Raw genomic sequence first — 26,309 nt, 5'->3', positions numbered from 1 at the left:
GATCAGCTTGGCCATGGTGTTCCCCTTTCCCCGGCGCCCCGGGTTTCCCCGAATGGTGGACGGGGCCCTGCGGCGCGTCGGGTTCAGGCTACTCCCCGCCGGACCGGAAGTCACCGGTTCCGCGCGTGGCCGGTGCCCGAGACCGGCCGGATTCCGCCGGCGCACCATGGTGGGGCATTCGTTCCCGCACGCCGACCGCGTGACTGGCCGCGAGACGGTGGTTGGTTGGTGGCGGGCCGGTTGCACGGGCTTCAGCGAACGCACGGTGCGCGGCCAAGGCGGCCTGGACCCTGGAGGCGACGCCCAGCTTTCCCATGAGCCGTGAAACGTGCGTCTTCACGGTGGTCTCGCCGATGCCCGGATTCCTCCCGATCAGGTGGTTGGTGTGGCCCGCGCCGAGTTCCCGCAGGACCTGCAGTTCCCGCTCGGTCAGCACCGTGCGCGGGTCGATGCCCGGGAACTGCGGTGCGGGCGCGGGCGCCGCCCCGAGCGCCGCGTGCACGATCTTGGCGGTGACTTCCGGGGCCAGCACCTGGTCGCCGCCGAGCACCGCGTCCATGGCGGCGATGATGGACTGCGGGGACGCGCTCTTGAGCAGGAAGCCCCGGGCACCGGCGGCCAGCGCCCCGAAGAGGTACTCGTCGTGGTCGAACGTGGTGAGCACCAGGACCTTGGACAGCGCCTCGGCCACGATCCGCCCGGTGGCCGCAACCCCGTCCATGACGGGCATGCGCAGGTCCATGAGCACCAGGTCCGGCCGCTGGGCGCGGGCCATGGATATCGCGGTGGCACCGTTTTCGGCCTCGCCGACGACGGTGAATCCCGGTGCCGATTCCACGACCATGCGCATGCCGAGCCTGACCGCGGCGTGGTCGTCGGCCAGCAGCACGGTGCTCGCTCGCCGGGGTGGTGCTTCGCGGGGTTCGGGGCCCGGTTTGGGGCCCTGGTGTGCGCTCACGTGGTTCCTTCGTTGAGCTGGGCAGGTGCGTGGCCCAGGGGCAAGGCCGGCTCCCCCGGCGCCGCTGCCGGCGGGCGGTGGCCCGTCGGCAGCGACATGGACACCGCGAAGGCGTTGTTGGCCGTCGAAATCCGGAACGATCCGCCCAGCTCGGCGCTCCGGGCCCGCATGCCCCGCAGTCCCGTGCCCGTGCCGTGGCCGCCGGCGGCCCCGCCAGGGGAACCGGCGGCCACCGGGTTGGACGCCGAAAACAGCACCGACCCGTCGCGAGGCACCAGCGAGAGCGAGAGTTCGCTCTCCGGGGCATGCTTGGCGAAGTTGACCAGGGACTCGTTGATGGTCCGATAGATGGTTGCCTGCGTCACGGCATCCAGGGTGCTGCCCCGTCCGGGCAGCTCGTTGCGGTAGGCGACGCGGAGCCCCGAGCCGCTGTACGTCTGGAGAAGGGCCGGGACATCGCCCAGCGACCCGGCCGGCGCGAGCGGGGTGCCGCGGTGCAGCATGCGGATCATGGTGTTCAGCTCCTCGATCCCGTTGACGCTCTGTGCGCGGATCTCGTCCATGGCGCGGGCGGCCAGCGCCGGGTTCTGCGGGGCATTCAGCGCCGCACCGCTTTGCAGCGCAATCGCGGCAAGCCGGGCGGAGAGCACGTCGTGGACCTCGCGGGCCATGGTGGTGCGCTCGGTCACCAGCATCCGTTCGTGTTCGGCCGCTTGCGCCGCCGAGCGCGCCGCCGCTGCCTCGTCCATGGCTGCCGCGGTGCGTGCCTCGCTGGCCGCCAGTTCCCGGGCGTGGCGGAGGTTTCCCGCCCATTGCGCGGGCATCATCAGGACCATCGCCGCAACCAGGGCGAGGGTCACGCTGATCGCGGCGGAACCGGTCACGAAGTACATCACGATCGTCAGCAGCGCCGTGAGAACCAGCGAGCCGTGCTCGGCGGCCCGCGAAACCCTGGCACCACCCCAGAGCACCAACGTGAAGACGGACTCGAAGACCAGGAAGAACCCTCCGCTGCTGCCCACCAGCAACAGCACGATCCCGGCCACCGCCATGGTGGCCGACGTGGCCACGACCTGGAGCTGCCTCAGGGCGACGGCCAGGCAACCGATGGCCAGCGGCAGCGGCCACCACCCGAGGTACCTTTGCAGCCCCCAGACCCCGTCGTTGTTCATGACCAGCGCGTGCAGCAGCCAGGTCAGTCCCCCATAGCCCAGCGCCCGGGCCAGGTCCTGGGGTCGCACTCGTCCGAGATGGCCGGGCCCGGGCGTCGCGGTGGCGTTGTCATCGGCTAACACCCTTTCATCGTGGTACGTCGGGGCGCTTTTACCAAGGGCGACACCACCACATGCCGCTGCCCGGTCCCTCGCGGGCGGCCCGCGAGGCCCGTGGCTGCGGGGGGGCAGCGGAAGCGGCGGATGCGGCGGATGCGGCGGATGCGGGGCGCTGCGCCTTGGTGTCGGCGCCCGGTGTCCTACGAAGGGATGACACCGGATGTTCCCCTTGGTCGACGCCCATACGCCGGTGCCCGGGGGGTGCTGGAAGCATGATGCTTGGAACCACCGGATTGTTCGCTTCCCTGGCCGTGCTGGCCCTGATCGATGCCACCAGCATCGGCACCCTGGTGATCCCGGTGTGGCTGGTGCTGCGGGCGAAGCCGCGCGGGGATCTGCGCTCGGCACTGGCCTACCTGGGTGTCTTGGGGAGCTTCTACCTGGCCGTCGGGCTGCTGCTGCTCGGCGGTGTCGATCTGGTCAGCAGGGAATTCACCGGCGCGTTGCTGGGCTCTTGGACCTTTCGGTGGGCGGTGCTGCTGCTTGGCGCCGGGATGCTGGCCTGGTCCTTCAGGAAAAACCCGGACAACGCCAGGGCGGCATCCGGGGCCGTGCCCGCGGGTGCGGGCCGGTCGGCCGCGGATACCGGCCGCGCACCGGCTCCCGCACAGGGCACCGCATGCCAGGCGGGGCAGGGCGCCGAGGGCCGCTGGGCACGTCGGCTGGACACGGCTCTGGCCAGTCCGTGGGGCATTGCGGGGCTGGGCGTCACCGCCGGGCTGCTGGAGCTGCCCACCATGCTTCCCTATCCGGGGGCCATCGGGCTGCTGCCCCAAAGCCCCTACTCCCTGCCGGTGCAATCCGGGCTGCTGGTGCTCTACTGCCTGGTGATGCTGCTTCCGGGAGCGGCGGTCATCGGCATCCGGGCGGTGGCCGGACCGAGGTTCCAGGGCCCGCTGGTGCGGCTCTCCGCCTGGCTGGCCAAGTCGTCGCCACAGTGGCTGCCGTGGATCGTGGGCATCCTCGGGTTCCTGATGGCCCGCTCCTCGTTGGCGTTCCTGTTTCCCACCGCCGGGTGGAACCCCTTCAAGTGACCGGGTTCTCCGGGCACGCGTGCAGACCCGGGCCGTCAGCGGCGCCATATCGGGCGGCCGGAGTCGCCGCCCGGTATTCACCCGGTCGCCAATCGCGGGCACACTGGAGTCATGGGCAGGCACTCAGCGGTGAAGTTCCACGACCGGGCGCAGGCCGGCGCGTTGCTCGGCGAGGTCCTGGCCGCACAGGGCCTGGGCGCCGACACAGTGGTGCTCGGGCTGCTGCGCGGCGGGTTGCCGATCGCCGCCCCGCTGGCCCAAAGGCTGGGTGCCGGGCTCGGTGCGCTGGCCGTGCGCAAGCTCGGGGTTCCGGGCCATGCGGAGGTCGCCTTCGGCGCCATCGCCTCCTACCGTTCCGTCACCGGCCGGTACCTGGTGCCCGCGGTCCACCGCCACGCGCTGGCCTCGGTCGGGAAGACCGAACTTCGGGCCGTGGAAGACCGGGCCGCCGCCGAGCTGGAACTGCTGGCCGCGCGCTTCGCCGACTTCGCGCCGTCGGTGGCGGGGCGGACCGTGGTGCTGTGCGACGACGGACTGGCCACCGGTGCCACGATGCACGCGTCCCTCGACGTAATCACACGGTGCGGGGCGGGGCAGGTCATCGTCGCGGTCCCGGTGGCCCCGCGGGACCGGGTGCACGCCATGGAGGGGGCGTCGGCGATCATCGCCCTGCACTCCCCGCACGAATTCTCCGCCGTCGGCGCCCACTACGAGGACTTCTCCCAGGTCCAGGAGGACACCGTGGCGGCCCTGCTGCGCGGTGCGCGGAACCCGGAGGCCTAGCCGTCCCCGGCCGCCGGATCCTGCCGGGTGCGCCGGCGCTGGTCGGCGAGCGCCACCAGCAGCGTGACGAGCACGACCGCGGCGATCGAGGCCAGGCCCACGCTCATGGCGGTGTCCCAGGCCGTGGCGGAGAGCGTGGCGAAGAAGACGGCGGTCATCATCGCGATGCCCACCGCGGTGCCGATGCGCTGGGAGGTCTGCATGACTCCCCCGGCGCTGCCGGAGTGCTCGGCGGGAACCTCGAGCATCGTCAGCGCCTGGTTCGGGGCGATGATCGCGCCCTGGGCGATGCCCACGAACGCGAGCGTGCCCAGCAGCCACCACAGCCCCACGCGCCCGCTCGCGTGCAGCTCGATGACCACGATGCTGGTCAGCAGCCCGAACAGCGCGCACAGGATCCCGAGGATCACGATCTTGCGTCCGTACTCCATGACCCGCAGCCCGGCCAGGTGCGAACCGGCCGCCGCGCACAGCGCCGCCGGCAACCCGAGCAGCCCGGCATCCAGCGCCGTGAACCCCTGCCCGTCCTGGACGTAGATGGCCACCAGCACCCACACGCTGGAGATCCCCACGAAGTACAGCCCGGCGATCAGCGTGCCGAAGGTGAAGGAACCGATGCGGAACAGCTCCAGGTCGACCATCGGGGAGTTGCCGCGGGCCGCGTAGTTCCGCTCCCAGAACACCCAGCCGGCGATCACCGCCAGACCTGCGGGCAGCAGCCACCACACCCGGGCGCTCTCGCGTCCCTGCACGAAGGGCAGCAGCATGCCCAGCACGCCGAGTCCCAGCAGCGTGCTGCCGATCGGGTCCAGGTCGGTTCCGCGGCTGGTGCGGTGCCCGGCGACGGGCGCCGGTTGCGGTTCCGGGCGCGCTGCCCGGGTGAACATCGGCCGCGGGAACCAGCGCAACGCCAGCACGATGGCCAGCGCCCCGACCGGCACGTTGACCAGGAACGTCGCCCGCCATCCGGCATCCGGCCCCAGCAACGCGATGAGCACCCCGCCGAGCAGCGGGCCGATCGCCACCGAGAACCCGACCACGGTGCCCATGGCGCCATAGGCCCGCCCGCGCTCGGTCCCGCGGAAGTATTGCTGGATCATGCCCAGCACCTGGGGGTTGATCAACCCCGATCCCACGCCCTGGATGAAGCGCGCGATGTTCAGGCCCAGCGGATCCGGTGCCAGTCCCGCGGCCACCGAGGACAGGGTGAAGACCGCGACCCCGGCGATGAACAGGGCGCCGCGGCCAAAGACGTCCCCGGCGCGCCCGGCTGCCACCAGCACGACCCCGAAGGTCAGCGCGTACCCGGAGAGCACCCACTGGATGTCCGATTGCGAGGCACCGAGGCTTGACTGGACCGCAGGGAGCACGACGTTGACGATGGACACGCCGATGAGCGACATGAACATGGTGACCAGCAGGACCGTCAGGATGCGCCAGCGTCCGGGGTCGGGCACGGGGTTCCCCGCATCCGGTTCCTCGCCGCGCATCGCTTCCCCCTTTTGCTTCTTCCTCTATTCATACGCGCTGCCGGCATCCCTGCCAACGGCCCGCACCACACCGGGGATTGATGCCGGTCCTCGACACCGGCGCGGCTGCGGGTGCCTTGGTGCGGACTCCCGCGCCGGATTCGCCGCCCGCCGTGCACCTGTTGCGTCATGTCAATACCTCCGGGAAGGTTGATACGTTGCCTCAGAAAGGAACCTCCGCGCAGGCCGATGCATTGCGTCCCGACGGTTTGGGCCGTAAATTGTTGCTCATCCGGGGTTGGGGATCGTCCGCACGGACGGCCCGGGACCCGGGCGCCCGATGTCTCGAAGGAGCACCCGATGGGGCTGGTTGGCTGGATCATCCTGGGCCTGGTCGTCGGCGCCCTGATCAAGAACATCATGCCCGGGCGCGTCAACGGCGGCTGGTTCACCTCGCTGGCCCTGGGGGTGGCAGGCGCCATCGTCGGCGGCTGGATCGGCAGCCTCATCTTCCACACCGGGCTCGGCGGGCTCTTCAACCTGCGCACCTGGGTGCTGTCCATTGTTGGCGCGGTGATTGTCGCAGGCATCTACGGTGCCATCCGCCAACGGCGCCTGGATCGCTAGCCCCGGTCGGTTCCCGGCACCTGGCCGTAACGGCGGTCCTGGCATCCGCGGCCGCGCATCCTCCCCCCCCGATGCCGGCAAGCGCAGCGCTCCCGGACCGCAACGGGAAGCTGCGCGCAGAAACCTGGGAACACCGAACATGAGGACCCGACTTTCCCTGCAGGGGATCACCTTTTCCCATCCCGGACGCGTCGTCTTCCGCGGACCGGACCTCGCGGTGCGCCCCGGCGAACGGCTGGGCGTCATCGGCTGGAACGGTGCCGGCAAGGCCACGTAGCTTCGTTTGCTGGGAGGCGGGCTCACCCCGGAGCGCGGGACCGCCATCCGTCAGTCCGCCGGAGGGATCGGCTACCTGCCGCAGCAACCAACCTTCGAGCCGTGCAGGATGGTGGACGGCTTCCGGGCCCACGTGTTGGCCGGAGTCCGGGAACTCGAATCCCGCATCGGCGCCCGGGCCGAAGTGCTGGCGCGCGCCACCAATGAACGCCTGCCTGCCCTGCTCGGGGAATACGCCCGCCTGACCGCTCTTTTCGAATCCCGCGACGGCGCAGGTGCACCCCGGCGCCTTGCCGCCTCGGCGCACCGGCGCACCGGCCGGGCCTGGGCCGGATCCCGGGCGGCAAGCCGAGCTCATCGCTCCGCGGCGGGGAGCATCGGTTGTCGCCGGCGGCCAGCTTGGCAGCCAACCCCGTGGTGCTGCTGCACGACGGGCCCATCAACAACCTGGACACGGCGGGCCTGAACTGGCTGGAGCAGCGGCTTGCCACCCGCCGCGGGGCCGTGGTGTTCTGCACGCACGACCGTCTTCCCGGGGCGGATCGCCGAGGCAATCGTTGAGCTCGACGGCGGTGCGCCCGCCCGCCATGCCGATGGCTACGTCGGATGCCTTCGGGCCAAGGCCGCCGCACGCCGGGCCATCATCTTCTCCCGGGAGCGGTGGGAAAAAGACCTGGCGCAGGCCGCGCGCATGGGGTTCCGCTCCGCGATCGCGGTGGCTGCGATCCCCGGAAGGCTGGGAAGCCCGGCTACAGGCCAACGAGGTTGCGGTTCCCGTCGAGCCGCTGCGCTTCACCCCGGCCCGTTTCCCGTCGCCGGCCCGCGGACCTGCTGCTGCTCGATGACCCGACCAACCATCTGTCCCCCGCGCCGGCCGATGACCTCGAGCGGGCCCTGGATGCCTTCGCCGGCACCGTCGTGCTGGTCAGCCACGACCGGGCACTGCGGTCGGGGTTTGCCGGGTGCCGCATCCACCCGGAAACGGGAGGATCGTGCAGTGGCCGGGGAGCCGGAAATCACCGGAGCCGACCTGTTCGAATCGGCCTCGCGCCTCCCGGCCCGAGCCCCCATGGTCAGTAGGCGACGTTGAGGCGCCCCAGCGTGCCGATCTCCTGGCCGTCCGCGTCGGTGACGTGGAGCGTGTCGCCCTTCACCCGCACCGCTGCCGCCGAAGAGAGCCAGGTGTCCATCCCGAGGCAGGCCACCAGGGTCATCGTCATGTCCTTCAGCTCGATGCGCTCCCCGTTGGCCACCCAGGTGCCTCCGAGCGTGTTGCAGCCGTCGTTGCCGTTGAAATGCCCGCCGGAGGCGAACCACAGCACCGGGGACCCCTCGGTGGCCCCTCCCCACTGACCCACAGGATCCGCTTCGCCCTGCCCGCCGGGGTCCCTGCCCGGTGTCGGCTGCGGCATGGTTGCCGTAGGAGAGCTGGCGGTTGGCGGCGATTCTTGCCCGCCACCGGGCCCGCCCGAGCATCCGGCCAGCACCAGGGCGAGCACCGCGGCCAGGACGAGGGCTGGAGATCGCTTCATGAGCACATCGTAGTACGCAACAATGGGCAATCGGCGGCCAAAGCGGCGCCCAAGTCGTGGCTTGGCTCCCGCCCGGACACGCGGGGGTGCAGACTTGGAGACATGACACCCGAACACATTGCCCCCAACCGCTTCGCGGACCGCACGGCCGCCGGCGAATTCCTGGCGGTCGACCTGCAGAAGTACGCCCGGGACCCGAACGCGCTGGTGCTCGGCCTGCTGCGCGGCGGGGTCCCGGTGGCTGCGGAAATCGCCGCGCGGCTGGGGCTGCCGCTGGACGCCCTGGCGGTGCGCCGCCTGGTGATGCCCGAACGCACCGACATCGCCTTCGCCGCGCTGGCCGCCTACGGGCAGCACACCTCGCTGAAGTACATCGATGGGGTCTGGGACTCGGCGCAGCTGCGCTTCGAGAAGGAGATCCTCGACGAGGTCGAGGCCGACGCCCGCAAGGAGCTGGACGAGCTGCGGGCCCGCCTGGTGGGCCAGTCAGTGCTGCCGGTGGCCGGGCGCACCGTCATCCTGGTCGACGACGGGATGGCCAGCGGGGCTACCATGCTCGCCGCGGTGGAATTGATGCGCGAAGCCGGCGCCGGACGCATCGTGACGGCCGTCCCGGTGGCCCCGGCCCCGGCGTGCAAGGCGGTCGAACCGCTGGTCGACGAATTCATCTGCGCCATCACCCCGCGGGTCTTCCACTCGGTCAGCGCCTTCTACTCGCGCTTCGACTCGCTGGCCGACTACGAGATCCTGGCCCTGGTCCCGCACCTGTAGCCGGAAACCCCGGGCAGTGCCCGGGTGCAGGCAGCAAAGGGGCCGAGCCGCTCCCGTTCCCCGGTTTTCGGGAAGCGGGAGCCGCTCGGCCCCTTGCTTGTTGGTCGCGTGCGTGGTGCGCGCGGTGCGCACCGGGTGTGGTGGCTAGGCGTGCTGGTCGCGCTGCTCCGCGTCGTGGGCGGCCTGCAGCCCCGGGTCCACGTCCTCGACATGCAGGTTGTTGCCCTTGGTCTCCCCGACCCACAGCACCGCGGCAACCGAGATGACGGTAAGCACCATGATGTAGATGGCGATGGAGATCGACTTGCCGGTTTCCTCCAGCAGGATCTGGGCGACGGTCGCCGCGAAGGCACCGCCAAGGATTGCACCCAGGGCGTAGCCGATGGAGATGCCCGAGTAGCGGATGTGCGCCGGGAACATCTCGGCGTACATGGCCGACTGCGGTCCGTAGGACAGGCCCAAGCCGGTGGTCAGCACGAAGACCGAGAGCCCGTAGAGGAAGATGGACCCGGTGTCGATGAGCATGAACATCGGGATCATCCAGACAAAGACGATGCCGTAGCCGATCAGGAAGGTGTTCCGGCGTCCCAGGATGTCGGAGAGCCAGCCGCCGACCAGTGTGAAGATCAGCCAGCCGACAGCACCGATGGTGGTGGCCAGCAGCACCGGTGCGACCGGCATGCCCAGGACCTTGGTGGTGTAGGAGATGAAGAACGCGATGACCAGGTAGCCGGCGGCGTTGTTGGAGATGAAGATCAGCGCGGCCTGGATGACTTCCTTGGTGTTGGTCTGGAACAGCTGCTTCAGCGGGGTGTGCTCGGAGGCCTTGCGCAGCGCCAGCTGCTTGAAGACCGGGGATTCCTCGACGGCCTTGCGGATCATGTAGCCGACCAGGATCAGCACGACCGAGAGCAGGAACGGGATGCGCCAGCCCCAGGCGGCGAACTGCTCGGAGGTCATCGAGGTGCGCAGGATGTAGAGCATGCCGGTGGCCAGGATCATGCCGATCGGGACGCCGATCTGCGGGTAGGCACCGAAGTAGCCGCGCTTGTTCTTCGGGGCGTGCTCGACGGCCATCAGGGCCGCGCCTCCCCATTCGCCGCCGGCGGAGAAGCCCTGGACGATGCGCAGCAGCACCAGCAGCAGCGGGGCCGCCAGGCCGATGGAGGTGTAGGTCGGCAGCAGGCCGATCAGCGCGGTTGCAGCGCCCATCATGATCAGGGTGGCGACAAGGATGCGCTTGCGCCCGTATTTGTCTCCCAGGTGGCCGGCCACGATGGCGCCCAGCGGGCGGAAAAGGAAGGAGATGCCGATCATGGCGAAGGCCAGGATCTGGCCGAAGCCCGGGTTCGACTTGCTCAGTGGTTCCAGGAACAGCGGGCTCAGCAAGGTGGCGGTGAGCTGGGCAAAAATGAAGAAGTCGTACCACTCGATGGTGGTGCCGACCAGCGTGCCGGCAAGGACGCGACGTTCCTCGGAACGTTTCTTGCTTGCAGCCAGGGAGGTGCGGGCCATGGGGATCTCCAGCGTTGGGCGCTAGGCGCGGTGTGAGTGTGGTTATACCGACCGTTCGGACGGTATTGGACTGTGACCATGGTAACCCATGATCGTGAGTTAACTCACCTCGCCCCGCAGCCCGGGGTGCGTCCGCGCATCCGCTCGGCGCGGGATCCGTACCGCTCCGGCGCCCGACACCACGCAGGAGGACCGCGACGCAACAGCTCGGCTGCGCACGCGGGTCCCGGTCGCGGGCCAGGAACTCGCGCACCCTGGCACGCACCGGCTCGCGGTCGTGGCCGTTGACCATGGCCCCGGCCATGCGCACCGGGTCGCCGCAGAAGAAGTACTCGTAGAGCGATTGGCGCCCGGCGAACCCGGTGCTCGAGGCGTCGCAGGGCAGCTTGAACAGCGCAATGCGCTCGGGGCCGGTCAGCGGCTTGCCCTGCCGGTACTTGGCGATGTCCTCGCCCGCCACTTCCAGGTCCGTCTGCCCGGGCAGCGCCGCCAGTCCCGAGGCGCACATCATGCGAATGATCTCCGGAAAGCGCTGGGAAACCTTCGGGTACCGGTTCCGTGCCGCGTTCAGCGTGTCCCGGCGGGCAGCAGCACCCGGTCGACGCCCAGCGCGGCCTGCGCCTCGGCGGCCACCACCAGCGCCTTGCCGATCTCCGAGGCCAGCCCGGGGAAGAATGCGGACTTGGCCACGGTGCGGGTGACGACCTGGCGGGTCATCAGCGCTCCGGCACCGGTGTCCACCCACCAGGCGTTGCACAGCTCGGCGTGCCCGGGCAGGAAGATCCGCTCGTTGGGCATGAACACGTCGTCGAACGCCACCACCGCGTCGATCTCGTCGAAGCGCACTGCAAGCGGCTCGTCGTGGGTGTTCCCGCCGTTGTGCAATCCGGTGCGGCAAAGGTAGCGCAGCCGCGGGGTATCGTTGGGCACCGCCAGGGCGAAGGGGTGCGCGGCGTCCTCCGGGGTGCCGCGCAGCACCGTGGAGGGGAAGACCAGAAGCTCGTCGGAGATCGGGGCAATGGTGGCCGGCATCCTGGCTCCGTTGATGATCACGCCGTCGGAGCGTTCCTCCACGATGCGGGCGGTGAGCTGCCCGCCGAGCTGCTCGGATCCGGAGACCGGGCGGTTGACCCGCGGCGGGATCAGCGTGCGGGTGGCCAGCAGGTCGTTTCGCGCGCGAACCGGCAGTACGCCTCGATGCGTTCCCCGCAGACCGGGTCGGCCTGGGCGAAGCAGGTCTTGGCGCCGGCCAGGGCGGTGAGCGCCCAGTTCCTGTGGTCGGCGGTGCGGCCCAGAAATCCGTTGGAGTACTGCGCCCAGGTGTTGGTCGCGGCCCGGCGTTGGCCGGGTCCTCCTTGGTGCGCGGGAGGGGGAAGGAGGCGTTGACCTTCTGTCCGGTGGTGGGCGAGGTGCAGGTCAGGGCGTCCTGGTACGCCGGGTCGTGCTGCATGTCAAAGAGCTTGGCGTAGGTCGGCGCCAGGTTCTTGAAGGCGGGATGCTGCATGAGGTTCTTCGAAACCACCTCCCCGTCGATCACGAGGTGTGGGTTCATCGCATCGAGCTTGTCCCTGAACCGTTGGCCGGTTCGGATTCCCATGGTGAAGACCGCTTCTTGCGTGGTGGGCGATCTTCGGATGTTGCGGTGCTGTGCGGGAAGGGCCCAGCGGGGCGCGCGGACCTAGAGCAGCTCCTCGACGCCCAGTTGGCTTTCGGGGATGGTGGTGAAGGCGGAGTTGGCGAAGGCCAGTGCGTCGCCACGGCGGTAGTTGAAATCCTGGACCTGACCCAGGTACAGGGTGTGGTCCCCGCCGTCGTAGGCGGCCCACGGGGTGCACGAGAAATAAGCGAGGACCCCGGCCAGCCGCGGGGCAATCTCCCCCTCGATCCAGGCAGGATCGTGGCTCGGGCGGCCGGCGAAGTGAAGGGCCAGCTCCTTTTGCTCGGCACCCAGGATGTTCACGGTGAATGGGTTGTTGGCCAGTTCGTCGTGGGCCCTGGACTTGCGGGCGATGGACACCAGCACCAGCGGTGGGTCCATGGAGACGGAGGTGAAGGAATTGACGGTGATCCCGTGCCGGCGGGTTGCCCCGTCAAAGGTCACGATGGCGACTCCTGTGGCAAAACGCCCGAGGCTGCCGCGGAAATGTGGCAATGTTGAGGCATCGATCCTGCGCGGAATGCCGCCCTCTGCGGCTTCCCGGTTGCGCGGAACGATCATGGCGTGCCCCTGCATTCATTTCCGGCCGTTCGATTCCTCGCAACGAAGGAGGAAATGTTCTAATATCGAACGTATGGTTCCAATAAAGAACTGTATCTGCACCATAGCCCAGCACCGGTTGCCCAACAACCCCCGCCGGGACCCGGCACGCCACGTCGCACGATTCCCCAGAGGATGGCCACCAAACCCATGACTGCCCCCAGCACCCCCGCCCCGGCATCGCAGACCCTGTCCCGCGGCATCCGCATGCTCGAGATCCTGGCCGAGGCCGACGGCCCGCGGACCATTGCGGAGCTGGCAGCCGACATGGGTGTGCACCGCTCGATTGCCTACCGGATTCTGCGCACCCTCGAATCCCACCGCCTGGTCACCCGCGACGAGTCCGGCCGGGTGCACGGGGCCCCCGGGCTGGCGGTGCTGGCCCGCGGGGTGCAGCGCGACCTGCAAAGCGCGGCGCTGCCCGAGCTGACGGTGCTGGCCAACGAACTGAAAATGTGTGCCTTCATTGCCGTGTGGGACCAGCCCGACTGCACCACGCTGGTGACGGTCGAGCCGCGCCACGTGCATGCCGCGGTGGTCCAGCACCCCGGCACCCGGCACCCCTTCGGGCACGGGGCGCCGGGCATCGCCATGCAGTCCACGCTTACCCAGGCCCAGTGGAACGCCCTGAACCACGAGACCCCGTACCGGCAGAACGCCGCAGTGGCCCGGGCCCAGGGCTACGCCACCAGCATCGACGAGGTCATCCCGGGACTGTCCTCCGTGGCCGCTCCCATCAACGTACCCGGCCGGCTTCCGGCGGCCGTCGCGGTGGTCTACAGCACCGGATCGAACACCAGCGAGGTCCCTGCCATCGGCGCCCGGATGAAGGCCGCGGCGCTGGCCATCGAGGCCGAACTGGCCTGATCCCGCCCCGGAAAGCGAAAAAGCGGGCGCCGGCACGAGGAGCACTTCCTCGGTGCCGGCACCCGCCGTTGGTTCCGCGCGGTTGCGGTCAGGCGCGCGGGCCGTTGCCAGCGAGCATGGTGCGGCGCTGGTGCTGGCGCAGGAGCGCCATCGCGATGCCGGCAGCCAGGATCAACCCGGCGGCCCCGGCAGCCACCGCGTAGGCGCCGGCATAGCCGTGGGAATCGGCCAGCAGCCCGGCCAACGAGTTGCCGATGGCGGTGCCCACCACGATCCCCGAGGACAGCAGCGTCATGACCGTGGACAGGCGCTCACGCGGGGCGATTTCCCCGCCGAGGGTGAAGATCGTGACCAGCACCGGGCCCACGGGGATGCCCACAAGCAGCAGGGCGGCGATCATCGGGACAAGATCCCCGGGAAGCTGCAGGGCCAGGGCGGCAGGAACCATGAAGATCCCCGCGGCCAGCCAGCGGCTGGCTTGCGGCCACCCGCTGGGCCAGAAGGCCACCGAGAGCGCGGCGATCGCGGAGGTGAACCCGACCGCGGCGTACAGCAGCCCGCCGATGTTGGCGTTGCCCAGTGCCCCGGCAAAGGCCAGGGTTCCGGCGGCGCTGGCCCCGAAGAAGGTGCCCATGCCGATCATGCCGGCCACGGCGAAGGAAATCCCGGTGACCTGCTGCGCGCCCAGCTTCGTCTTCACGGCGTTCTTCACCGCGGGCAGCACGGCCTTTTCGGTGCGGTGCACCGCGAAGAGCGGGACCAGGACGATGGTCAGGACCGCTGCGATCGCCAGCGGCAGCCAGGGTGCAACCAATGCGGCAAACAGGCCCACGGCCGCCGGACCGAGCACGAAGCCCAGTTCGTCGACCATCGATTCGTAGCTCAGGGCCGCGGATAGCTCTCGTCCCCCGGTTTCGCGCTTGCGGGTCAGCGCCATCCAGCGCACGCGGGCCAGCGGGCCGACCTGCGGGCCGGTGGCCCCGGCCAGGATGGCCAGCAGCACGATGACGCCCAGCGGCGCCAGCGGGCCGGCGCCCCCGAACCAGAGCAGCGCGGTGATCAGGATCGCCTGGGCCACTGCCACCGGGACCAGCACGCGGCGCTGGCCGAAGCGGTCCGAGAGGTAGCCGATGGTGGGCCCTCCCACGGCCGAACCGATCCCGACCATGGCAGCGGCCATGCCGCCGGCCGTGTAGGAGCCGGTCGAGTCGATCAGCAGGGTCATCGACCCGATGGTCAACATGGCCAGCGGCAGGCGGGCGAAGAAGCCCAGGGGGAAGAAGGCCCAGCCGACCAGCGGCGGAAGCGCCGCATAGGGCGAGGTCTGGGGTGTTGATTTCCTGGAAACGGAATTACTCATGGTGATGACGGGCACTCCACATACACGCGTGTACCGTCCCTGCCTCCCGCTACACAAAACCCTTTGCAACCACCGAACAGTCTATCGGAGGGCCACAAGGGTCCCGGTCACACCCCCGCCTGCATCGACACCGTGGAACCCGTGCGTGACTTGTGCACATTCAGCTGGGTGGTGATGCGCTGCTTCATGTCCGCCACGTGCGAGACGACCCCGATGACCCGTCCGCCGCTGCGCAGGTTCTCCAGCGCGTCCATGACCTCCTCGAGCGTCTCGGCATCCAGGGAGCCGAAGCCCTCGTCGACGAAGAGCGTCTCGATGTCGATGCCGCCGGAGGAGTGCTGGATGACATCGGCCAGTCCCAGGGCCAGGGACAGCGAGGCCATGAACGACTCGCCGCCGGAGAGCGTCTGGGTGTCGCGCCGCACCCCGGTCCAGGAGTCAAGGATCTGCAGGCCCAGACCCGATTTGTTGTTGCCGCGCGGGGTGTCGTCGTGGACCAGCGAGTAGCGCTGCCCGGTCATCGCCAGCAGCCGCTCGGTTGCCGCCAGCGCCACCGATTCCAGTCGCGCGGCGAGCACGTAGGTGCTCAGCGTCATCTTCAACCGGTTCTCCCCCGCGCCGCGGGCCAGGTCGGCAATGCCCTTGAGGGTCTCGAAGCGTTCGATGACCGGGCCGGCTTCCACGGCCAGCGCGGCGAGGCGTTCAAGGGCGGCTTCCAGGCGTGCGGCGTAGCTGGCAAGCACCGCGTCGCGGGCCAGCAGGCCGTCGCGTGCCGCCGCGCCCCGGTCCACGGCCTGGCCGGCGGCCTCGATGTCGTCTTCGCCCGGGGCCCCAAGCCCTGCGGCCGCTTCGTTGCGGGCCAGTTCGATGCCCGGCGCCTCGGCCAGGGTCTTGATGCGCACGGCCGCGTCGTTGTGCCCGCGCACGCGTGCCTGCTCGGCGGTGCGCCGGGCATCGTCCAGGAGTTGTTCCTGCCAGGCGGCGGTGTCCGCCGCCCCGATGCCGGCCAGCTTGCCCGCCCACAGGAGCCGCGCACCCTCCAGTGCGGTGCCCGCGTCGAGGCATGCGTGCACCGCACCGGCCAGGGTTTCCAGGTCGGTGGCGGCGGCGGAAAGGTCCGCGTGGCGTTCGGCCAGGGACTGGCCGTCCCTGCCCAGCCTTGCCAGGCGCGCGGCAAGCTTGATGGCCTTGGCCTCCTCGGCCTGCTTCTTGGCGGCCGCAACCTCAAGTGCGGTGGCGGCCGAGGCCAGTGCCGCGTTCAGGGTTTCGAGCTCGGTTTCGGCCGTTTCCAGTGTCAGGGCCGCGGCGGCGGATTCGGCCCCCGAGGCCCGCGCCTTTGCCAACGCGTCGGAGGCCCTCGACAGCTCGGCCTCCGCCTCCTCGGTCGAGAGCTCGCCGATCTTGCCGCGGCCGACATCCAGTGCCGTGTCCGCCTTCTTCAGCGCCGCACGGTGTTTCTCTTCGGTCTTTTCCGCCGCGGCCAGCACGCCCTGGGCTGCCTCGATGTCCCGGACCCCGATCAGCTCGCCGTCGGGCAGGGCGGCAGGTTCCGGGTGCGTGGTGGATCCGCACACCAGGCACGGGTCCCCGTCAACCAGCTCCTGGGCCAGGACCGCGGCAGACTGCTCCAGGCGCAGCGCGACCAGTGCGGCGACCCGTTCCTTGGCTTCAAGGGTTCCGGTGCGCGCCTTGTTCCAGGCGCTGTGCGCGGTCAGCTGCGCCTTCTCCGCCTTGCTGCGGGCGGCCACCGCGTCGCGGCGCTCGGTGGCAGCGTGCACCGCGGATTCCAGGCCCGGTGCGGATTCGGCGAGCGCGGCCAGTTCCGCGTTCCGGGTGCGCAGGACCGGGAGTTGTTCCCCGAGGGCGTGGATGCGGGCGGATCGCTCGGCCTGCCGTTGCGTGCCGGCCTCGATGTCCTCCTGCAGGGCGTCGATGTCCTTGCGGGCCTGGGCCAGTTCGGCTTCCTCGGGCAGCGCGGCCTCGATCAGGGCGGCGGCGGCCCGGGAGGCCTTGGCCGCTTCGCCGGCATGCCCACCCAGGGCCTCAAGTGCCGTGGGATCGGGCTCCGCACTGCGCGCGGCGGCCAGCAGGGTCTCGATGCCGGGGTCCCGGGCATCCAGTGCCGCCCGGGCCTCGCCGGATTCGATCGCGGCCATGGCCTCGGCCAGCCGGCGATGGGCCGCATCGGCCTTGGTCCGGGCATCGAGCAATTGCTGGTGGTACGGGCGCAGCCCGACGGCGCGGGCATCGGCCTCCAGCAACGCCCCGAGTGCGGCAATCTCTTCGGCGCGGTTCTCGTGGGATGCGCGAAGGGTTCCCAGTTCGGCCAGCTGGCGGTGCCGGGCGGCCCGCTCATCCAATGCGGTCCGCGAATCCCGGGCCGCGGCGAGCTCCGCCTCGGCCGAACTGCGTGCCTCGCCCAGCGCGGTGCGGGTGGCGGCGACGTGTTCGCGCAGCACGGTGCCAAGCCCGGCATCATCCCCGGCCTGCAGGTGTTCGCGGGCCTCGGGCGGCAATCCGGACTCCGCTGCCATGCCCTGCCCGGGGTCGTCCTCGTTGTCCTCGCCGGTTTCCCCGGCCTCGGCGTCGCGGACCTGTGCGAACAGCGTGGTCTCGGCGTCGGCCACCAGCGTCTGCAACGTGGTGGTCCGGGCACGCGCGGCCTCCTCGGCCTCGGCGCGGGCGGCGTTGAGCCGCTCGCCCAGGATCCGCTCGGTCGCCGCGTAGTCGCTGGTGTCGAAGAGCGAACGCAACAGGTCCTCGCGTTCCTTGTCCTTGGCGCGCAGGAACGCGGCAAAGGCGCCCTGCGGCAGCATCGCGACCTTGGTGAACTGTTCCCTGTCCAGGCCCAGGATCCCCTTGAGCGTGTCGCCGACCTCGTCGTTGCGCGTGGATTTCTCCACCCACGCCCCGTCGATGCGTTCACGCAGCCGGGATTGGGCGTTCTCCGTGGTGAAGCCTTTTTTGCTGCGCTTTGAAGGCTTGTCCCAGGCCGGGGAGCGGGTGACCTCGAAGCGCCGCCCGCCGGTGGAGAATTCGCAGATGACCTCCGGCACCGCATCGGGGACCGCGTGGTCGCTGCGCAGCGACTTGGACCCGGTCCGCACCCCGGGCAGCGAGCCGTAGAGCGCGTAGCAGATCCCGTCCAGCACGCTGGTCTTCCCGGCGCCGGTCTCCCCGTTGAGCAGGAAGATCCCGGCCTCGGAGAGCGCATCGAAGTCGATGGTTGCCCGCTTGGCGAAGGGGCCAAAGGCCTGGAGCTGAAGCGAATGGACCCTCATGCCTGCACCTTTTCGCTCTTGACCTGGTCCAGCACCGAGACCACCAGTTCTTCCTCGGCCTCGCTCAGGGGCCGCATCCGCACATGGTCGACGAACCCGGCACAGACCTGGACCGGCGAAGTGGCAGCGGCCAGCCGCTGCGCGTAGGAATGGTGTGGATCCTCCGCTCGGTCCTCGGGCTCGAAGTTCAGCACCAGGGTGTCCGGGAAGCGTCCGCGCAGCCGCTCCATGGCCCCGGCGGGCCGGTGGGTGTCGGTCAGGGTGATCTGGCACCAGGCGTCCTGCGCCGCGGCGTAGGCCGGGTCGGTGAGCAGCGCCTCGATCTTGCCCTTGAGGATGCGCAGCTCCTTGGATGCGGGCCAGTCGATGCCGCGCACCTCCCCCAGTCCCCCGGGGCCCAGCTCCAGCAGCCAGGCACCCTTGGAGTGCCCGGCCTCGGAGAAGGAGTACGGGATCGGGGAACCGGAGTAGCGCACGTTCTGGCCCAGTACCTGGCGGCCGTGCAGGTGCCCGAGGGCCGCATAGGTGAAATCGGCGAAGAACGAGGTGGGCACGATGTCCAGCCCGCCGATGCTCAGCTCGCGCTCGGAATCGGAGCCGGCGCCCCCGGCGGCAAAGACGTGCGCCAGCACGATCCCGTGCACGGGGAGGCTCGCGGCTTCCTGCCGGGCGGCCAGGTCCGCGCGGACCCGCTGAAGCGCGGCGGAAACCACCGGCGGGTGCCCGGGCTCGGTGACACCCAGGGACTCGGCGACCATGCGCGGCTCCAGGTAGGGCAGCCCGTAGACGGCCACCTCAAACCCGTCGCCGGCGAACACCGCGGGCTTGGCGATGTCCGCGACCCGGGTGCGCAGGTGCAGCCCCGCGTGCTCCAGCAGTGCCGAGCCGAAGCCCAGGCGCAGCGCCGAGTCGTGGTTCCCGCTGGTGATGACCATCGCCACCCCGGTATCCCGCAGCCGCACCAGGGAGTCGTCGAAGAGCTTCACCGCGTCCACCGAGGGCAGCGCCCGGTCATAGACGTCCCCGGATACCAGCAGCACATCGACGGCCTCGGCCTCGATGGTCGCAACGAGCCGGTCGACGAATTCACGTTGGGCCTCAAGCAGCGAGGCCTGGTGGAAGGAGCGGCCCAGGTGCCAGTCGGAGGTGTGCAAGATACGCATGGGTTCCACAGTAGCCAGCGGCGGCCACTGGTTGGTATTCGGCCCTGCCTGCCTGTGCAAAACCACTAGACTTGCTTCCGTGAGTGAATCAACTGATCAGTACGCGCTTCCCGCCGATTTTTCCGACCGTGTCTTCGGGGTCCTGCTGGCCGCGGCCGACGGCGCGGCCCATGCCCGCGATGCGCAGGAGCCCGGCGAAACCGAGACCCTGGCCCTGTACCTGCTCGACGGGCTGCTCGAGGCCCTGGAATGGGCCCACGACGGCGTGGCCTCCGACGAGGCGGCCTGCATGTGGCTGGCCGCGCTGCGCTGGTACAAGCTGGTGAACAAGTCCTACCCGGAGGGCGCACCCGAGCCGCAGCCGCGCTGGATCGATACGGCCTTCGCCGGTGCTCCGGCCCTGGCCCCGGGCGACTCGCAGAACCTGCTGGCCCTGGACAACCGCGACATGGCCTCGGTGGGCCGCCCGTTGTTCCCGCAGGCCGACACCACGGGGGTGCTCACCCGCGCCGCGTTCGTGGCGTTGCTGCCGCGGGTCGATGAGGCCACCACGGCCAAGATCGCCACGGATGCCGCTGCGCTGACCCACGGCGCACCGAGTGCGCACCGCGCGGCCGGGGCCGCGGCCCTGGTGGTGCGCGCCGCACTGGAATCCGGGACCGACTCCGTGGACCGCTGGGCCGCCCTGGTGCAGGAATTCGCCATCGAGGAACCCGCCCACGATGCGGCGGAGGCCACCGAGGCGGACACCGACGAACACACCGGTGAAACGCCGGGCCGGGAACCGCAGTGCACGGCCGGGGCCGGGCTCTTCCGGGCCGTCGGCCACGTGCGCAACGCGCTGTCACACACCGAACCGAAGGCCGCCTACGACGCACTCTTTGACGCGCTGGGCGAGGAACCCGACGTGGAGACCGCCGCGTTTGCCACCACGCTGCTGGCGGCGGTGCAGGGCACCGACGCGGTGGCCCACCGCCCGGCCTCGGAGATCGACCCGATCCTCGATGCCATGCACGAGCGCTGGATGGCCCTCACCGCCGGGCAGTAGCCGAACACCGATGCCCGGAACACGCCGCGCCCCGCTGACCACCCGGTGGGCTTCGATGCTGCGCGCGGTGCGCGCTGCCATCGCCGCGGCCCCGTTCACCGCGGTGCTGTGGCTGGTGGTGCTGCTTGCAGGGATCCTCACCGGCACGATCTTCGGCGCCGGGTCGCGCAACAACTGGTTCGACGCCATCGGCTTCCCGCTGCCCACCGGCGAGGGCGGGACCTGGGCCGGGGCCTTTGCCGGGATCGTCATCCTCACCGAGCCGCTGGCCTACATTTCGGTGCTGCTGCTGCTGCCGCTGGGTGTTGGCTGGCTGGAAGCCACCCGCGGCACGCGCACGGCGGTGCTCGCGTTCCTCGGCGGGCAGCTCGGTGCCTTCCTGCTCACCGCCGGGGCCCTGTTGCTCTTCCGCGACCTGGGCTCGGGCTGGATCGACGGGTTGGCCACCGACATCGATACCGGGCCTTCCGGCGGGGTCTTCGCCTGCCTCACGATGGCCGCCTGCCACGTGCGCCAGCCCTGGCGCGGACGCTGGCAGTTCCTGCTGCTGGCCTTCGCGGTGCTTTCGGTCATGCTCTTTGGCGAGGTCGGCGATCTGCAGCATTGTGCAGCGATCCTGCTGGTGCTGGTGTTCAGGCACCGCAGCATCACCCTTCCGAACTTGCGCGAGCAGCGCTACGTGGCCTGGGTGGGGCTGGTGGGGCTGGTTGCGGTGCAGATCCTGACCATCATCGTGCCCACGCACGGGCCCTTCGGCCCCACGCAGGCCGGAGGGGGGCACTGGGCGGTGCTCATCGATGCGGCCCTGGCCATCGCCCTGGCCCGCGGGCTGCGTTCCGGACGGCGCCTGGCCTGGGCCGGCGCGCTGGCGCTGGCGGTGCTCAACGTGCTGCGCGGGGCCGCGGGCATCACGCTGGTTGTGACCATCGGCCCGCAGCTTCCGCACCACGGCTTCGCCTCGCTGGCCGCAGCGGTGGCGGGGCTTTGGGTGCTGATGCTGGCCTACCTGCTGATCTGCTGGCGGGCCTTCCGGGTGCGTGTGGCCAAGCGGTTGCCCGCGGACACGCCCCGTCCACCGGCCGACCGGGCCGAGATCGTCACGGCACTTAAGACACACGGGGGCGGCACGCTGTCCTGGATGGGCACCTGGGCCCCCAACCAGCACCGCCACACCCCCGGCGGTTCGCTGCTGGCCTACCAGGTCCACTCCGGGTGCGCGGTCGCCCTCGGCGACCCTGTGGGCCCGGCCGGTGACCGGGATGCGGCAATGGCCGACTTCGCGCACGCGGCCGAGGCAGCCGGGCTTGTCCCCTGCTTCTTCTCCGTCACCGGACCCCCGGTGGCGCCGACCGATGCGTGGCGCTTCATGCAGGTCGCCGAGGACACCATCGTTGACCTGCCGGATCTGGCCTTCGCCGGGAAGGCATGGTCCGATGTGCGCACGGCGCTGAACCGCGCGGCCCGGGAAGAGGTGTCCTTCCGGCTGACGGCGCTGATCGACGAGCCGGAGCCGGTGCGCGCGGCGCTGGAGGAAATCTCCGACTCCTGGGCCGGGGACAGGTCGCTGCCGCCGATGCGCTTCACCCTGGGCACCTTGGCGGAAGCCGCGGACCCGGCGGTGCGCGTGGCCCTGGCACAGGACCGCAGCGGAACCATCCAGGGATTCCTGTCCTGGCTGCCGGTGTATTGCGCCGGAGGAACCGTGAGCGGGTGGACGCTGGATTTGATGCGCCGGCGCGAGGGCGGCTTCGGGCCGGTCATGGAGTTCCTCATCGCCTCCTCGCTGCGCACGTTTTCCGACGAGGGAGCGGCCTTCGCCTCGCTCTCCGGGGCCCCGCTGGCCCATGCCGTGCATGGCGCGGGGACCGAACCGGTGGACCGGGTGCTCGCCGCCCTGGCCAGGGCCCTGGAACCGCTCTACGGGTTCGGGTCGCTGCACGCGTTCAAGGCGAAGTTTTCCCCGCGCATCGTGCCGATGTACCTGGTGTACCGCGACGAGTCGGACTTGCCGCGGATCGCCGGTGCACTGGCCCGGGCGTACCTGCCAGAGGCCAGCGTGGGGCAGCTGGCCCGCGAGGGCTTCGGCGCGTTGCGCGGACGGCGCTAGGGCGGCCGTGGCCCGCGAGCGTCCGCGCGCGAGGCCGTGCCGGCTTGCTCAGGCGGCGTCGAAGCCGTCGATCAGCTGCAGGAATTCGCCCTCGGAAAGGATCGCCACGCGTTGCCCGGCCTCCTGCAGGCGCAGCACCCGCTTGGCCTTGCCGGTGAGCCGGCCGGTGGACAGGTCCTCGGGCACGAAGCCGTCGCCGACCACCAGCACAGTGGTCGCGCGGGTGACCCGGCTGGCGGTGTTGGCCCCGCGCTCGGCGGAGCGGTCCTTGGCGATTTGCCGCGAGATGCGCAGGTTTCCGGTGAACACCACCGTCTCGCCGAACAGCGGGTGCGCGGGGTCGGCCCCGGGCACCGCGGTGCGGTCCTCGCCCTCCTGCGGCCACGCGGCCCATTCGGGCTGCATCGGCACGCGGTTCCCGCTGGCGGCCCAGCCCTGGGCGTCGCGGGTGGCCTTGGACAGTTCGTCGCCCGGCACGTAGGCCGGGGCGAAGCCCATCTTCACCTTCAGCGACTCGGCGGCCGCGGCCACCGCGTCGGCTTCCTGGCGGCGGGCGATGTCGATCATGATGTTCGCGCAGGCCCGGGCATCGGCCAGCGCATCATGGTGGTTTTCCATCGGCGAGCCGGCCTCCTGCGCCACAAAAGGCAGCGAGTAGGAGGAGAGCTCGTAGGTGCGCCGGGACATCTTCACGGTGCAGGCGTAGTCGAACGCCGGTCCGGCGAGCCCGGAGACCTCCAGGGCGGAGCGGATCACGCCCAGGTCGAAGGCGGCGTTGTGCGCCACGAGGGTGTCGGTGCCGATGAAGTTGGCCATCGGGGTGAATAGTTCGCCAAACCGCGGGGCGTCGGCGACCATGTCCGCGGTGATGCGGTGGATCATCACGTTGCGTGGATCGAAGTGGTCAAAGCCCTCCGGCGGGCGCATCAGCCAGGAGGCTTCCTCGACGATGGTGCCGTTGCGGACCCGGCTGAGCCCGACGCTGCAGGCGGAGCCACGGAATCCGTTGGCGGTTTCAAAGTCGATCGATGTAAAGTCCAGGGCCACGCACCAAAGGATACCGTCGATCCCACGCACCTTGGGCACCGCGACGCCCGCATGTGTCGCGAATGACACCGCACACGGCACGGCGAACCCCCCGCGGGGAGGCTTGCCGCTTCGCCTCCCCGCCGGGTTCGACCGGTGCCTGGGCCGCGGGCCGGTGCGAAGTGTTCTCCGCAACCGGCGCGGTTCCGGGTGCCGGGATGACCCGGTGGCCATCAGGGGCAAATCCTCGACAGGGCAATCCTCGTTGCGGCTGTTTCTCCTGACGTATCGGGGAACGGGTGCGGGGCAACACCTGCGCCGTCACCCACCCAGGGCATCCACACGTGCGGCATACGCAGATCTTCGAGCGGGCGGGCCGTGCCGGAACCCCGCCAATGGCAGGACCCGGTCATTGTTCCGGTCGGCACCGGCGGCGTCGTACGGTTCGCCTTCGACGATTTCACCGAAGTCCGTCCACCACTGCCACATGCTGCCCCACGAGGACACGGGCTTGCACGCGGTGGCCAAAGAGCGATGAACAGATATCTTCCCGAAGCCTCCACCCATGCTCCGCGTCCTTCCCCGCCGGCAGCAAGCACGGCAGGTTGCCGTGGTCTTCGTCTTGGGGGGAACCGTCGAGGGCCGCGCGGCCGACCAGGCACGCCGGCCCGGACCCGTGGGCAGATCCACCCGCCGGCTGCCCGCACGGTGGACAGCCGGCGGCGCATGCAGGCGATTTTCGGCCGGGGCCCGTCCAATTCGGTGTGGTGAAGACCAGTGGGCATTCCAGACGGTCCGGCCGGGGCCTTTGCGCCCAACCGGACGCCACGCGGGCACCAACGCTCCGCACCGTTCATTCGCCCTGCATTCGATGGGCGACACAGGTGATGTGCCCACCACCGTCTGGCTCTTGGAAAGCGGCCGGTTCACGCCCACGGGAATCATTCGCACGCGGGAATCCGGCCTGCGCACGGAACAGTGCATCCGCGGCGTTCCGACAGCACCGTCCTCGACCACCGCCGTCCGGGTCGGCCTCGGGGCCCTAACTGCCTGAGATTTCCTTCAGTGCCGCCTGGATTCTGGCGTCGGCATCGTTGGCGACCTCGCGTGTCGCATCGCCCGGGCTGAGTTGGACCAGGGTTTGCGGGTCGATGGCCTCGATGGTGGTTTCCGTGGCCTCGGGGGCGCGACGCACGACGACGTTGCATGGGAGCAGCGCGCCCAACTGTGGTTCGGCGGTGATGCCGCGTTGGGCCAATTGCGGGTTGCAGGCCCCGAGGATGATGTAGTCCCCCACGGCGTCCCCTGCTTCCTGGCCCAGCTTCCGGGTGAAGGTCTCCTTCACGTCGATTTCCGTCAGGACACCGAATCCCTGTTCTGCAAGGGCGCCGCGGGTCCTGGCGACGGCATCTCGCCATGACAGCGGGACGGTGATGGCGTGGGTGTACGTCATGGTGTTTCTCCTGGGCTCGTGGTGCGGAGGCCTGCCTGGGCGGCTGCGGGGTCCGCCATGGCAGGATCCCTCGGCTCCGTGCCCATGCTACGTGTTGGGTCGATCGGGCGGAAGCATTGCGGCGGTATCGACCGCGTGGTCCGGCCGGGGATGCGGCAGGTGTGTTTCATACATGCGGATCGCGACAACCAGGGCCGCGGCTGCGCTGAGGGTCGCTGCCATCCAGATGGCCGCGTGCATCCCCATGAGGTCGGCAATGATCCCGCCGGCGATGGCGCCGACGGCATATCCGAGATCACGCCACACCCGGTAGACGCCCACTGCCCGTCCCCGCCACACGGGGTGTGCGACGTCGCCGACGGCGGCCAGCAGCGTGGGGTAGACCATGGCGGTTCCCGCGCCGAGCAATACGGTTCCCGATGCCCAGGCGCCAAAGCCGTTTCCGAGGGCGATGAGGGCAAGGGCTGTGGCTTGGACCAACATGCCGGCGGTGATGAGGTGTTTGCGCCCGATCCGGTCCGAGAGGGCACCGGTGAACATTTGGCCAATGCCCCACACCCCGGGATACAGGGCGAAGAGCAGGCCGATCTGGCTGGTGCCGAGGTCCGCGGTGGCGAACAGGAGCGGGAACAGGCCCCAGGAAAGTCCGAAATTCAGGTTGTTCACCAATCCGGCCAGGCTCGCCGAAGACAAGGCCGGTTCCCGGAAGCTGGCCAGGGCAAAGACCTGGCGGTTGGTCGGGTCGGAGTCCATGCCATGGCTCACGGAGGTGCCGCGGGATGCCATGTTTCCGGCATCCAGGAGTGCGTGGGGGCGGGTCTCCCGGACGAACACCCCCGACAGCAGCAGGGCCAGGGCCGTGTAGGCCAGGCCCAGGAGGAAGGGTGCGGGGCGCAGCCCGTACTGCTCGGCGAGGTATCCGGCCAGCAGGGAGGTGGCTGCCACGGCCCCGTACCCGGCGGCCTCATTCAGGCCCATGGCCAGGCCGCGCTGCGCCGGACCCACCAGGTCGATCTTCATGATGACGGTGGTCGACCAGGTCAGGCCCTGGTTGATGCCCAGCAGCACGTTCGCCGCGACGACCCAGCCCCAGTCCGGGGCGAAGATGAGCATCAGCGGCACCGGAATGGCGAAGAGCCAGCCGGCCAGCAGCACGGGTTTGCGTCCGTAGCGGTCCGAGAGGGTCCCGGCGAACCAGTTGGAGGCTGCCTTGGCGATCCCGAAGGCGGCCACGTAGGCGAAGAGGAACGTGTATCCGCTCAGGCCGAACTCCGCGTGGGCCAGCAGCGGAAGGACGGTTTGCTGTTGCCCGACCATCCCGCCGACCAGCGCGTTGACCGCGACAAGCAAGGCGAACTGGGCCGCGTTGGCGCGCAGGCCCAGGACGGGGAGGATCTTGGTGGTGGACGGTTTCATGCGCGGACTCCAGGGGTGCCGGGGCGGGAGGGGCA

The 26,309-nt window shown here is 70.2% G+C and carries 23 protein-coding genes and 2 pseudogenes; 9 read left to right on the top strand and 16 right to left on the bottom strand.

The genetic code is table 11. The annotated features are described in order from the left end of the window. Window positions 1-88: 88 nt before the first annotated feature. Both DQ353_RS06550 and DQ353_RS06545 read right to left on the bottom strand, forming a co-directional pair. Window positions 89-958, bottom strand: a complete 870-nt coding sequence (locus DQ353_RS06550) for a response regulator (RefSeq protein WP_353616665.1) — start codon at window positions 956-958, stop codon at window positions 89-91. Then, the gene (locus DQ353_RS06545; protein ID WP_181578282.1) at window positions 955-2,253 is read right to left on the bottom strand and encodes a sensor histidine kinase; all 1,299 of its coding nucleotides are present in this window, start codon (window positions 2,251-2,253) and stop codon (window positions 955-957) included. The genes DQ353_RS06550 and DQ353_RS06545 overlap by 4 nt, the downstream gene beginning before the upstream one ends. A gap of 248 nt (window positions 2,254-2,501) precedes the next feature. On the opposite strand from DQ353_RS06545, the gene DQ353_RS06540 reads away from it, so the two are divergent. Together DQ353_RS06540 and DQ353_RS06535 are read left to right on the top strand one after the other, a co-directional pair. Then, a complete protein-coding gene (locus DQ353_RS06540) occupies window positions 2,502-3,323 on the top strand; it encodes a GAP family protein (protein ID WP_113761963.1) in 822 nt (273 codons plus the stop codon). A 111-nt stretch (window positions 3,324-3,434) separates the two neighbouring features. Continuing rightward, a complete protein-coding gene (locus DQ353_RS06535) occupies window positions 3,435-4,106 on the top strand; it encodes a phosphoribosyltransferase (protein ID WP_113761962.1) in 672 nt (223 codons plus the stop codon). Here DQ353_RS06535 and DQ353_RS06530 read toward each other — a convergent pair. Continuing rightward, window positions 4,103-5,596: an MFS transporter gene (locus DQ353_RS06530; RefSeq protein WP_113761961.1), complete on the bottom strand. Its 1,494-nt coding sequence runs from the start codon at window positions 5,594-5,596 to the stop codon at window positions 4,103-4,105. The genes DQ353_RS06535 and DQ353_RS06530 overlap by 4 nt on opposite strands. 339 nt (window positions 5,597-5,935) lie before the next feature. Between DQ353_RS06530 and DQ353_RS06525 the strand changes: the two genes are divergently transcribed. From DQ353_RS06525 to DQ353_RS21585, 3 genes are all read left to right on the top strand, one after another. Beyond that, window positions 5,936-6,202 (top strand): GlsB/YeaQ/YmgE family stress response membrane protein, encoded by a 267-nt coding sequence (locus DQ353_RS06525; protein WP_113761960.1) that lies wholly within the window; start codon window positions 5,936-5,938, stop codon window positions 6,200-6,202. Between the two features lie 139 nt (window positions 6,203-6,341). Continuing rightward, a complete protein-coding gene (locus tag DQ353_RS21590; RefSeq protein ID WP_181578281.1) occupies window positions 6,342-6,479 on the top strand; it encodes a hypothetical protein in 138 nt (45 codons plus the stop codon). A gap of 398 nt (window positions 6,480-6,877) precedes the next feature. Continuing rightward, window positions 6,878-7,039, top strand: coding sequence for a hypothetical protein (locus DQ353_RS21585; protein WP_181578280.1), 162 nt, complete (start codon window positions 6,878-6,880; stop codon window positions 7,037-7,039). 231 nt (window positions 7,040-7,270) lie between these two features. Here DQ353_RS21585 and DQ353_RS21580 read toward each other — a convergent pair whose 3' ends face one another. Both DQ353_RS21580 and DQ353_RS06510 read right to left on the bottom strand, forming a co-directional pair. After that, window positions 7,271-7,411, bottom strand: coding sequence for a hypothetical protein (locus DQ353_RS21580; protein WP_181578279.1), 141 nt, complete (start codon window positions 7,409-7,411; stop codon window positions 7,271-7,273). A gap of 140 nt (window positions 7,412-7,551) precedes the next feature. Beyond that, a complete protein-coding gene (locus DQ353_RS06510; RefSeq protein ID WP_113762021.1) occupies window positions 7,552-8,010 on the bottom strand; it encodes an META domain-containing protein in 459 nt (152 codons plus the stop codon). 102 nt (window positions 8,011-8,112) lie between these two features. On the opposite strand from DQ353_RS06510, the gene DQ353_RS06505 reads away from it, so the two are divergent. Next, window positions 8,113-8,781 carry a phosphoribosyltransferase gene (locus DQ353_RS06505; RefSeq protein WP_181578278.1) on the top strand — a complete coding sequence of 223 codons (669 nt, stop codon included), beginning with the start codon at window positions 8,113-8,115 and terminating at the stop codon, window positions 8,779-8,781. Between the two features lie 144 nt (window positions 8,782-8,925). Here DQ353_RS06505 and DQ353_RS06500 read toward each other — a convergent pair whose 3' ends face one another. The 5 genes and pseudogenes from DQ353_RS06500 to DQ353_RS06490 form a co-directional block, all read right to left on the bottom strand. After that, window positions 8,926-10,296, bottom strand: coding sequence for an MFS transporter (locus DQ353_RS06500; RefSeq protein ID WP_113761956.1), 1,371 nt, complete (start codon window positions 10,294-10,296; stop codon window positions 8,926-8,928). 298 nt (window positions 10,297-10,594) lie between these two features. Beyond that, window positions 10,595-10,816 (bottom strand): annotated as a pseudogene (locus DQ353_RS22185) (4-hydroxyphenylacetate 3-hydroxylase C-terminal domain-containing protein); the annotation flags it as partial. Between the two features lie 47 nt (window positions 10,817-10,863). After that, window positions 10,864-11,439 (bottom strand): 4-hydroxyphenylacetate 3-hydroxylase N-terminal domain-containing protein, encoded by a 576-nt coding sequence (locus DQ353_RS22180; protein ID WP_286166658.1) that lies wholly within the window; start codon window positions 11,437-11,439, stop codon window positions 10,864-10,866. Between the two features lie 217 nt (window positions 11,440-11,656). Then, window positions 11,657-11,893, bottom strand: a pseudogene (locus DQ353_RS22175) (4-hydroxyphenylacetate 3-hydroxylase N-terminal domain-containing protein); the annotation flags it as partial. Window positions 11,894-11,974: 81 nt separating this feature from the next. Further along, complete coding sequence (locus tag DQ353_RS06490) at window positions 11,975-12,514, bottom strand: flavin reductase family protein (RefSeq protein ID WP_113762020.1); 540 nt, start codon at window positions 12,512-12,514, stop codon at window positions 11,975-11,977. Window positions 12,515-12,703: 189 nt separating this feature from the next. Here DQ353_RS06490 and DQ353_RS06485 point away from each other — a divergent pair, with 189 nt between their 5' ends. Beyond that, window positions 12,704-13,420 (top strand): IclR family transcriptional regulator, encoded by a 717-nt coding sequence (locus DQ353_RS06485; protein WP_113761955.1) that lies wholly within the window; start codon window positions 12,704-12,706, stop codon window positions 13,418-13,420. Between the two features lie 88 nt (window positions 13,421-13,508). On the opposite strand, the gene DQ353_RS06480 is transcribed toward DQ353_RS06485, so the two are convergent. The 3 genes from DQ353_RS06480 to DQ353_RS06470 form a co-directional block, all read right to left on the bottom strand. Continuing rightward, window positions 13,509-14,780, bottom strand: a complete 1,272-nt coding sequence (locus tag DQ353_RS06480) for an MFS transporter (protein WP_113762019.1) — start codon at window positions 14,778-14,780, stop codon at window positions 13,509-13,511. Between the two features lie 107 nt (window positions 14,781-14,887). Beyond that, on the bottom strand, window positions 14,888-18,061 hold the full coding sequence (locus tag DQ353_RS06475; protein ID WP_113761954.1) for an AAA family ATPase: 3,174 nt from the start codon (window positions 18,059-18,061) through the stop codon (window positions 14,888-14,890). Beyond that, window positions 18,058-19,224 carry an exonuclease SbcCD subunit D gene (locus DQ353_RS06470; RefSeq protein ID WP_113761953.1) on the bottom strand — a complete coding sequence of 389 codons (1,167 nt, stop codon included), beginning with the start codon at window positions 19,222-19,224 and terminating at the stop codon, window positions 18,058-18,060. The genes DQ353_RS06475 and DQ353_RS06470 overlap by 4 nt, the downstream gene beginning before the upstream one ends. A 79-nt stretch (window positions 19,225-19,303) precedes the next feature. Here DQ353_RS06470 and DQ353_RS06465 point away from each other — a divergent pair, with 79 nt between their 5' ends. Both DQ353_RS06465 and DQ353_RS06460 read left to right on the top strand, forming a co-directional pair. Further along, on the top strand, window positions 19,304-20,272 hold the full coding sequence (locus tag DQ353_RS06465) for an ADP-ribosylglycohydrolase family protein (RefSeq protein ID WP_181578277.1): 969 nt from the start codon (window positions 19,304-19,306) through the stop codon (window positions 20,270-20,272). 10 nt (window positions 20,273-20,282) lie between these two features. Then, window positions 20,283-22,379, top strand: coding sequence for a bifunctional lysylphosphatidylglycerol flippase/synthetase MprF (locus DQ353_RS06460; RefSeq protein ID WP_181578276.1), 2,097 nt, complete (start codon window positions 20,283-20,285; stop codon window positions 22,377-22,379). 48 nt (window positions 22,380-22,427) lie between these two features. On the opposite strand, the gene DQ353_RS06455 is transcribed toward DQ353_RS06460, so the two are convergent. The 3 genes from DQ353_RS06455 to DQ353_RS06445 all read right to left on the bottom strand — a co-directional run bounded on the left by DQ353_RS06455 (window position 22,428) and on the right by DQ353_RS06445 (window position 26,274). Further along, window positions 22,428-23,426 carry a 3'-5' exonuclease gene (locus tag DQ353_RS06455; protein WP_113761951.1) on the bottom strand — a complete coding sequence of 333 codons (999 nt, stop codon included), beginning with the start codon at window positions 23,424-23,426 and terminating at the stop codon, window positions 22,428-22,430. Between the two features lie 1,021 nt (window positions 23,427-24,447). Next, the gene (locus tag DQ353_RS06450; RefSeq protein ID WP_113761950.1) at window positions 24,448-24,858 is read right to left on the bottom strand and encodes a DUF302 domain-containing protein; all 411 of its coding nucleotides are present in this window, start codon (window positions 24,856-24,858) and stop codon (window positions 24,448-24,450) included. Window positions 24,859-24,945: 87 nt separating this feature from the next. After that, window positions 24,946-26,274, bottom strand: coding sequence for an MFS transporter (locus tag DQ353_RS06445; RefSeq protein WP_113761949.1), 1,329 nt, complete (start codon window positions 26,272-26,274; stop codon window positions 24,946-24,948). Window positions 26,275-26,309: the final 35 nt, after the last annotated feature.

Origin of the sequence: Arthrobacter sp. AQ5-05, assembly GCF_003287975.1 — a bacterium.
Classification (GTDB): Bacteria; Actinomycetota; Actinomycetes; order Actinomycetales; family Micrococcaceae; genus Paeniglutamicibacter.
Note: the sequence above shows the minus strand (reverse complement) of the source record. Positions and strands in the feature narration are given on the sequence as shown.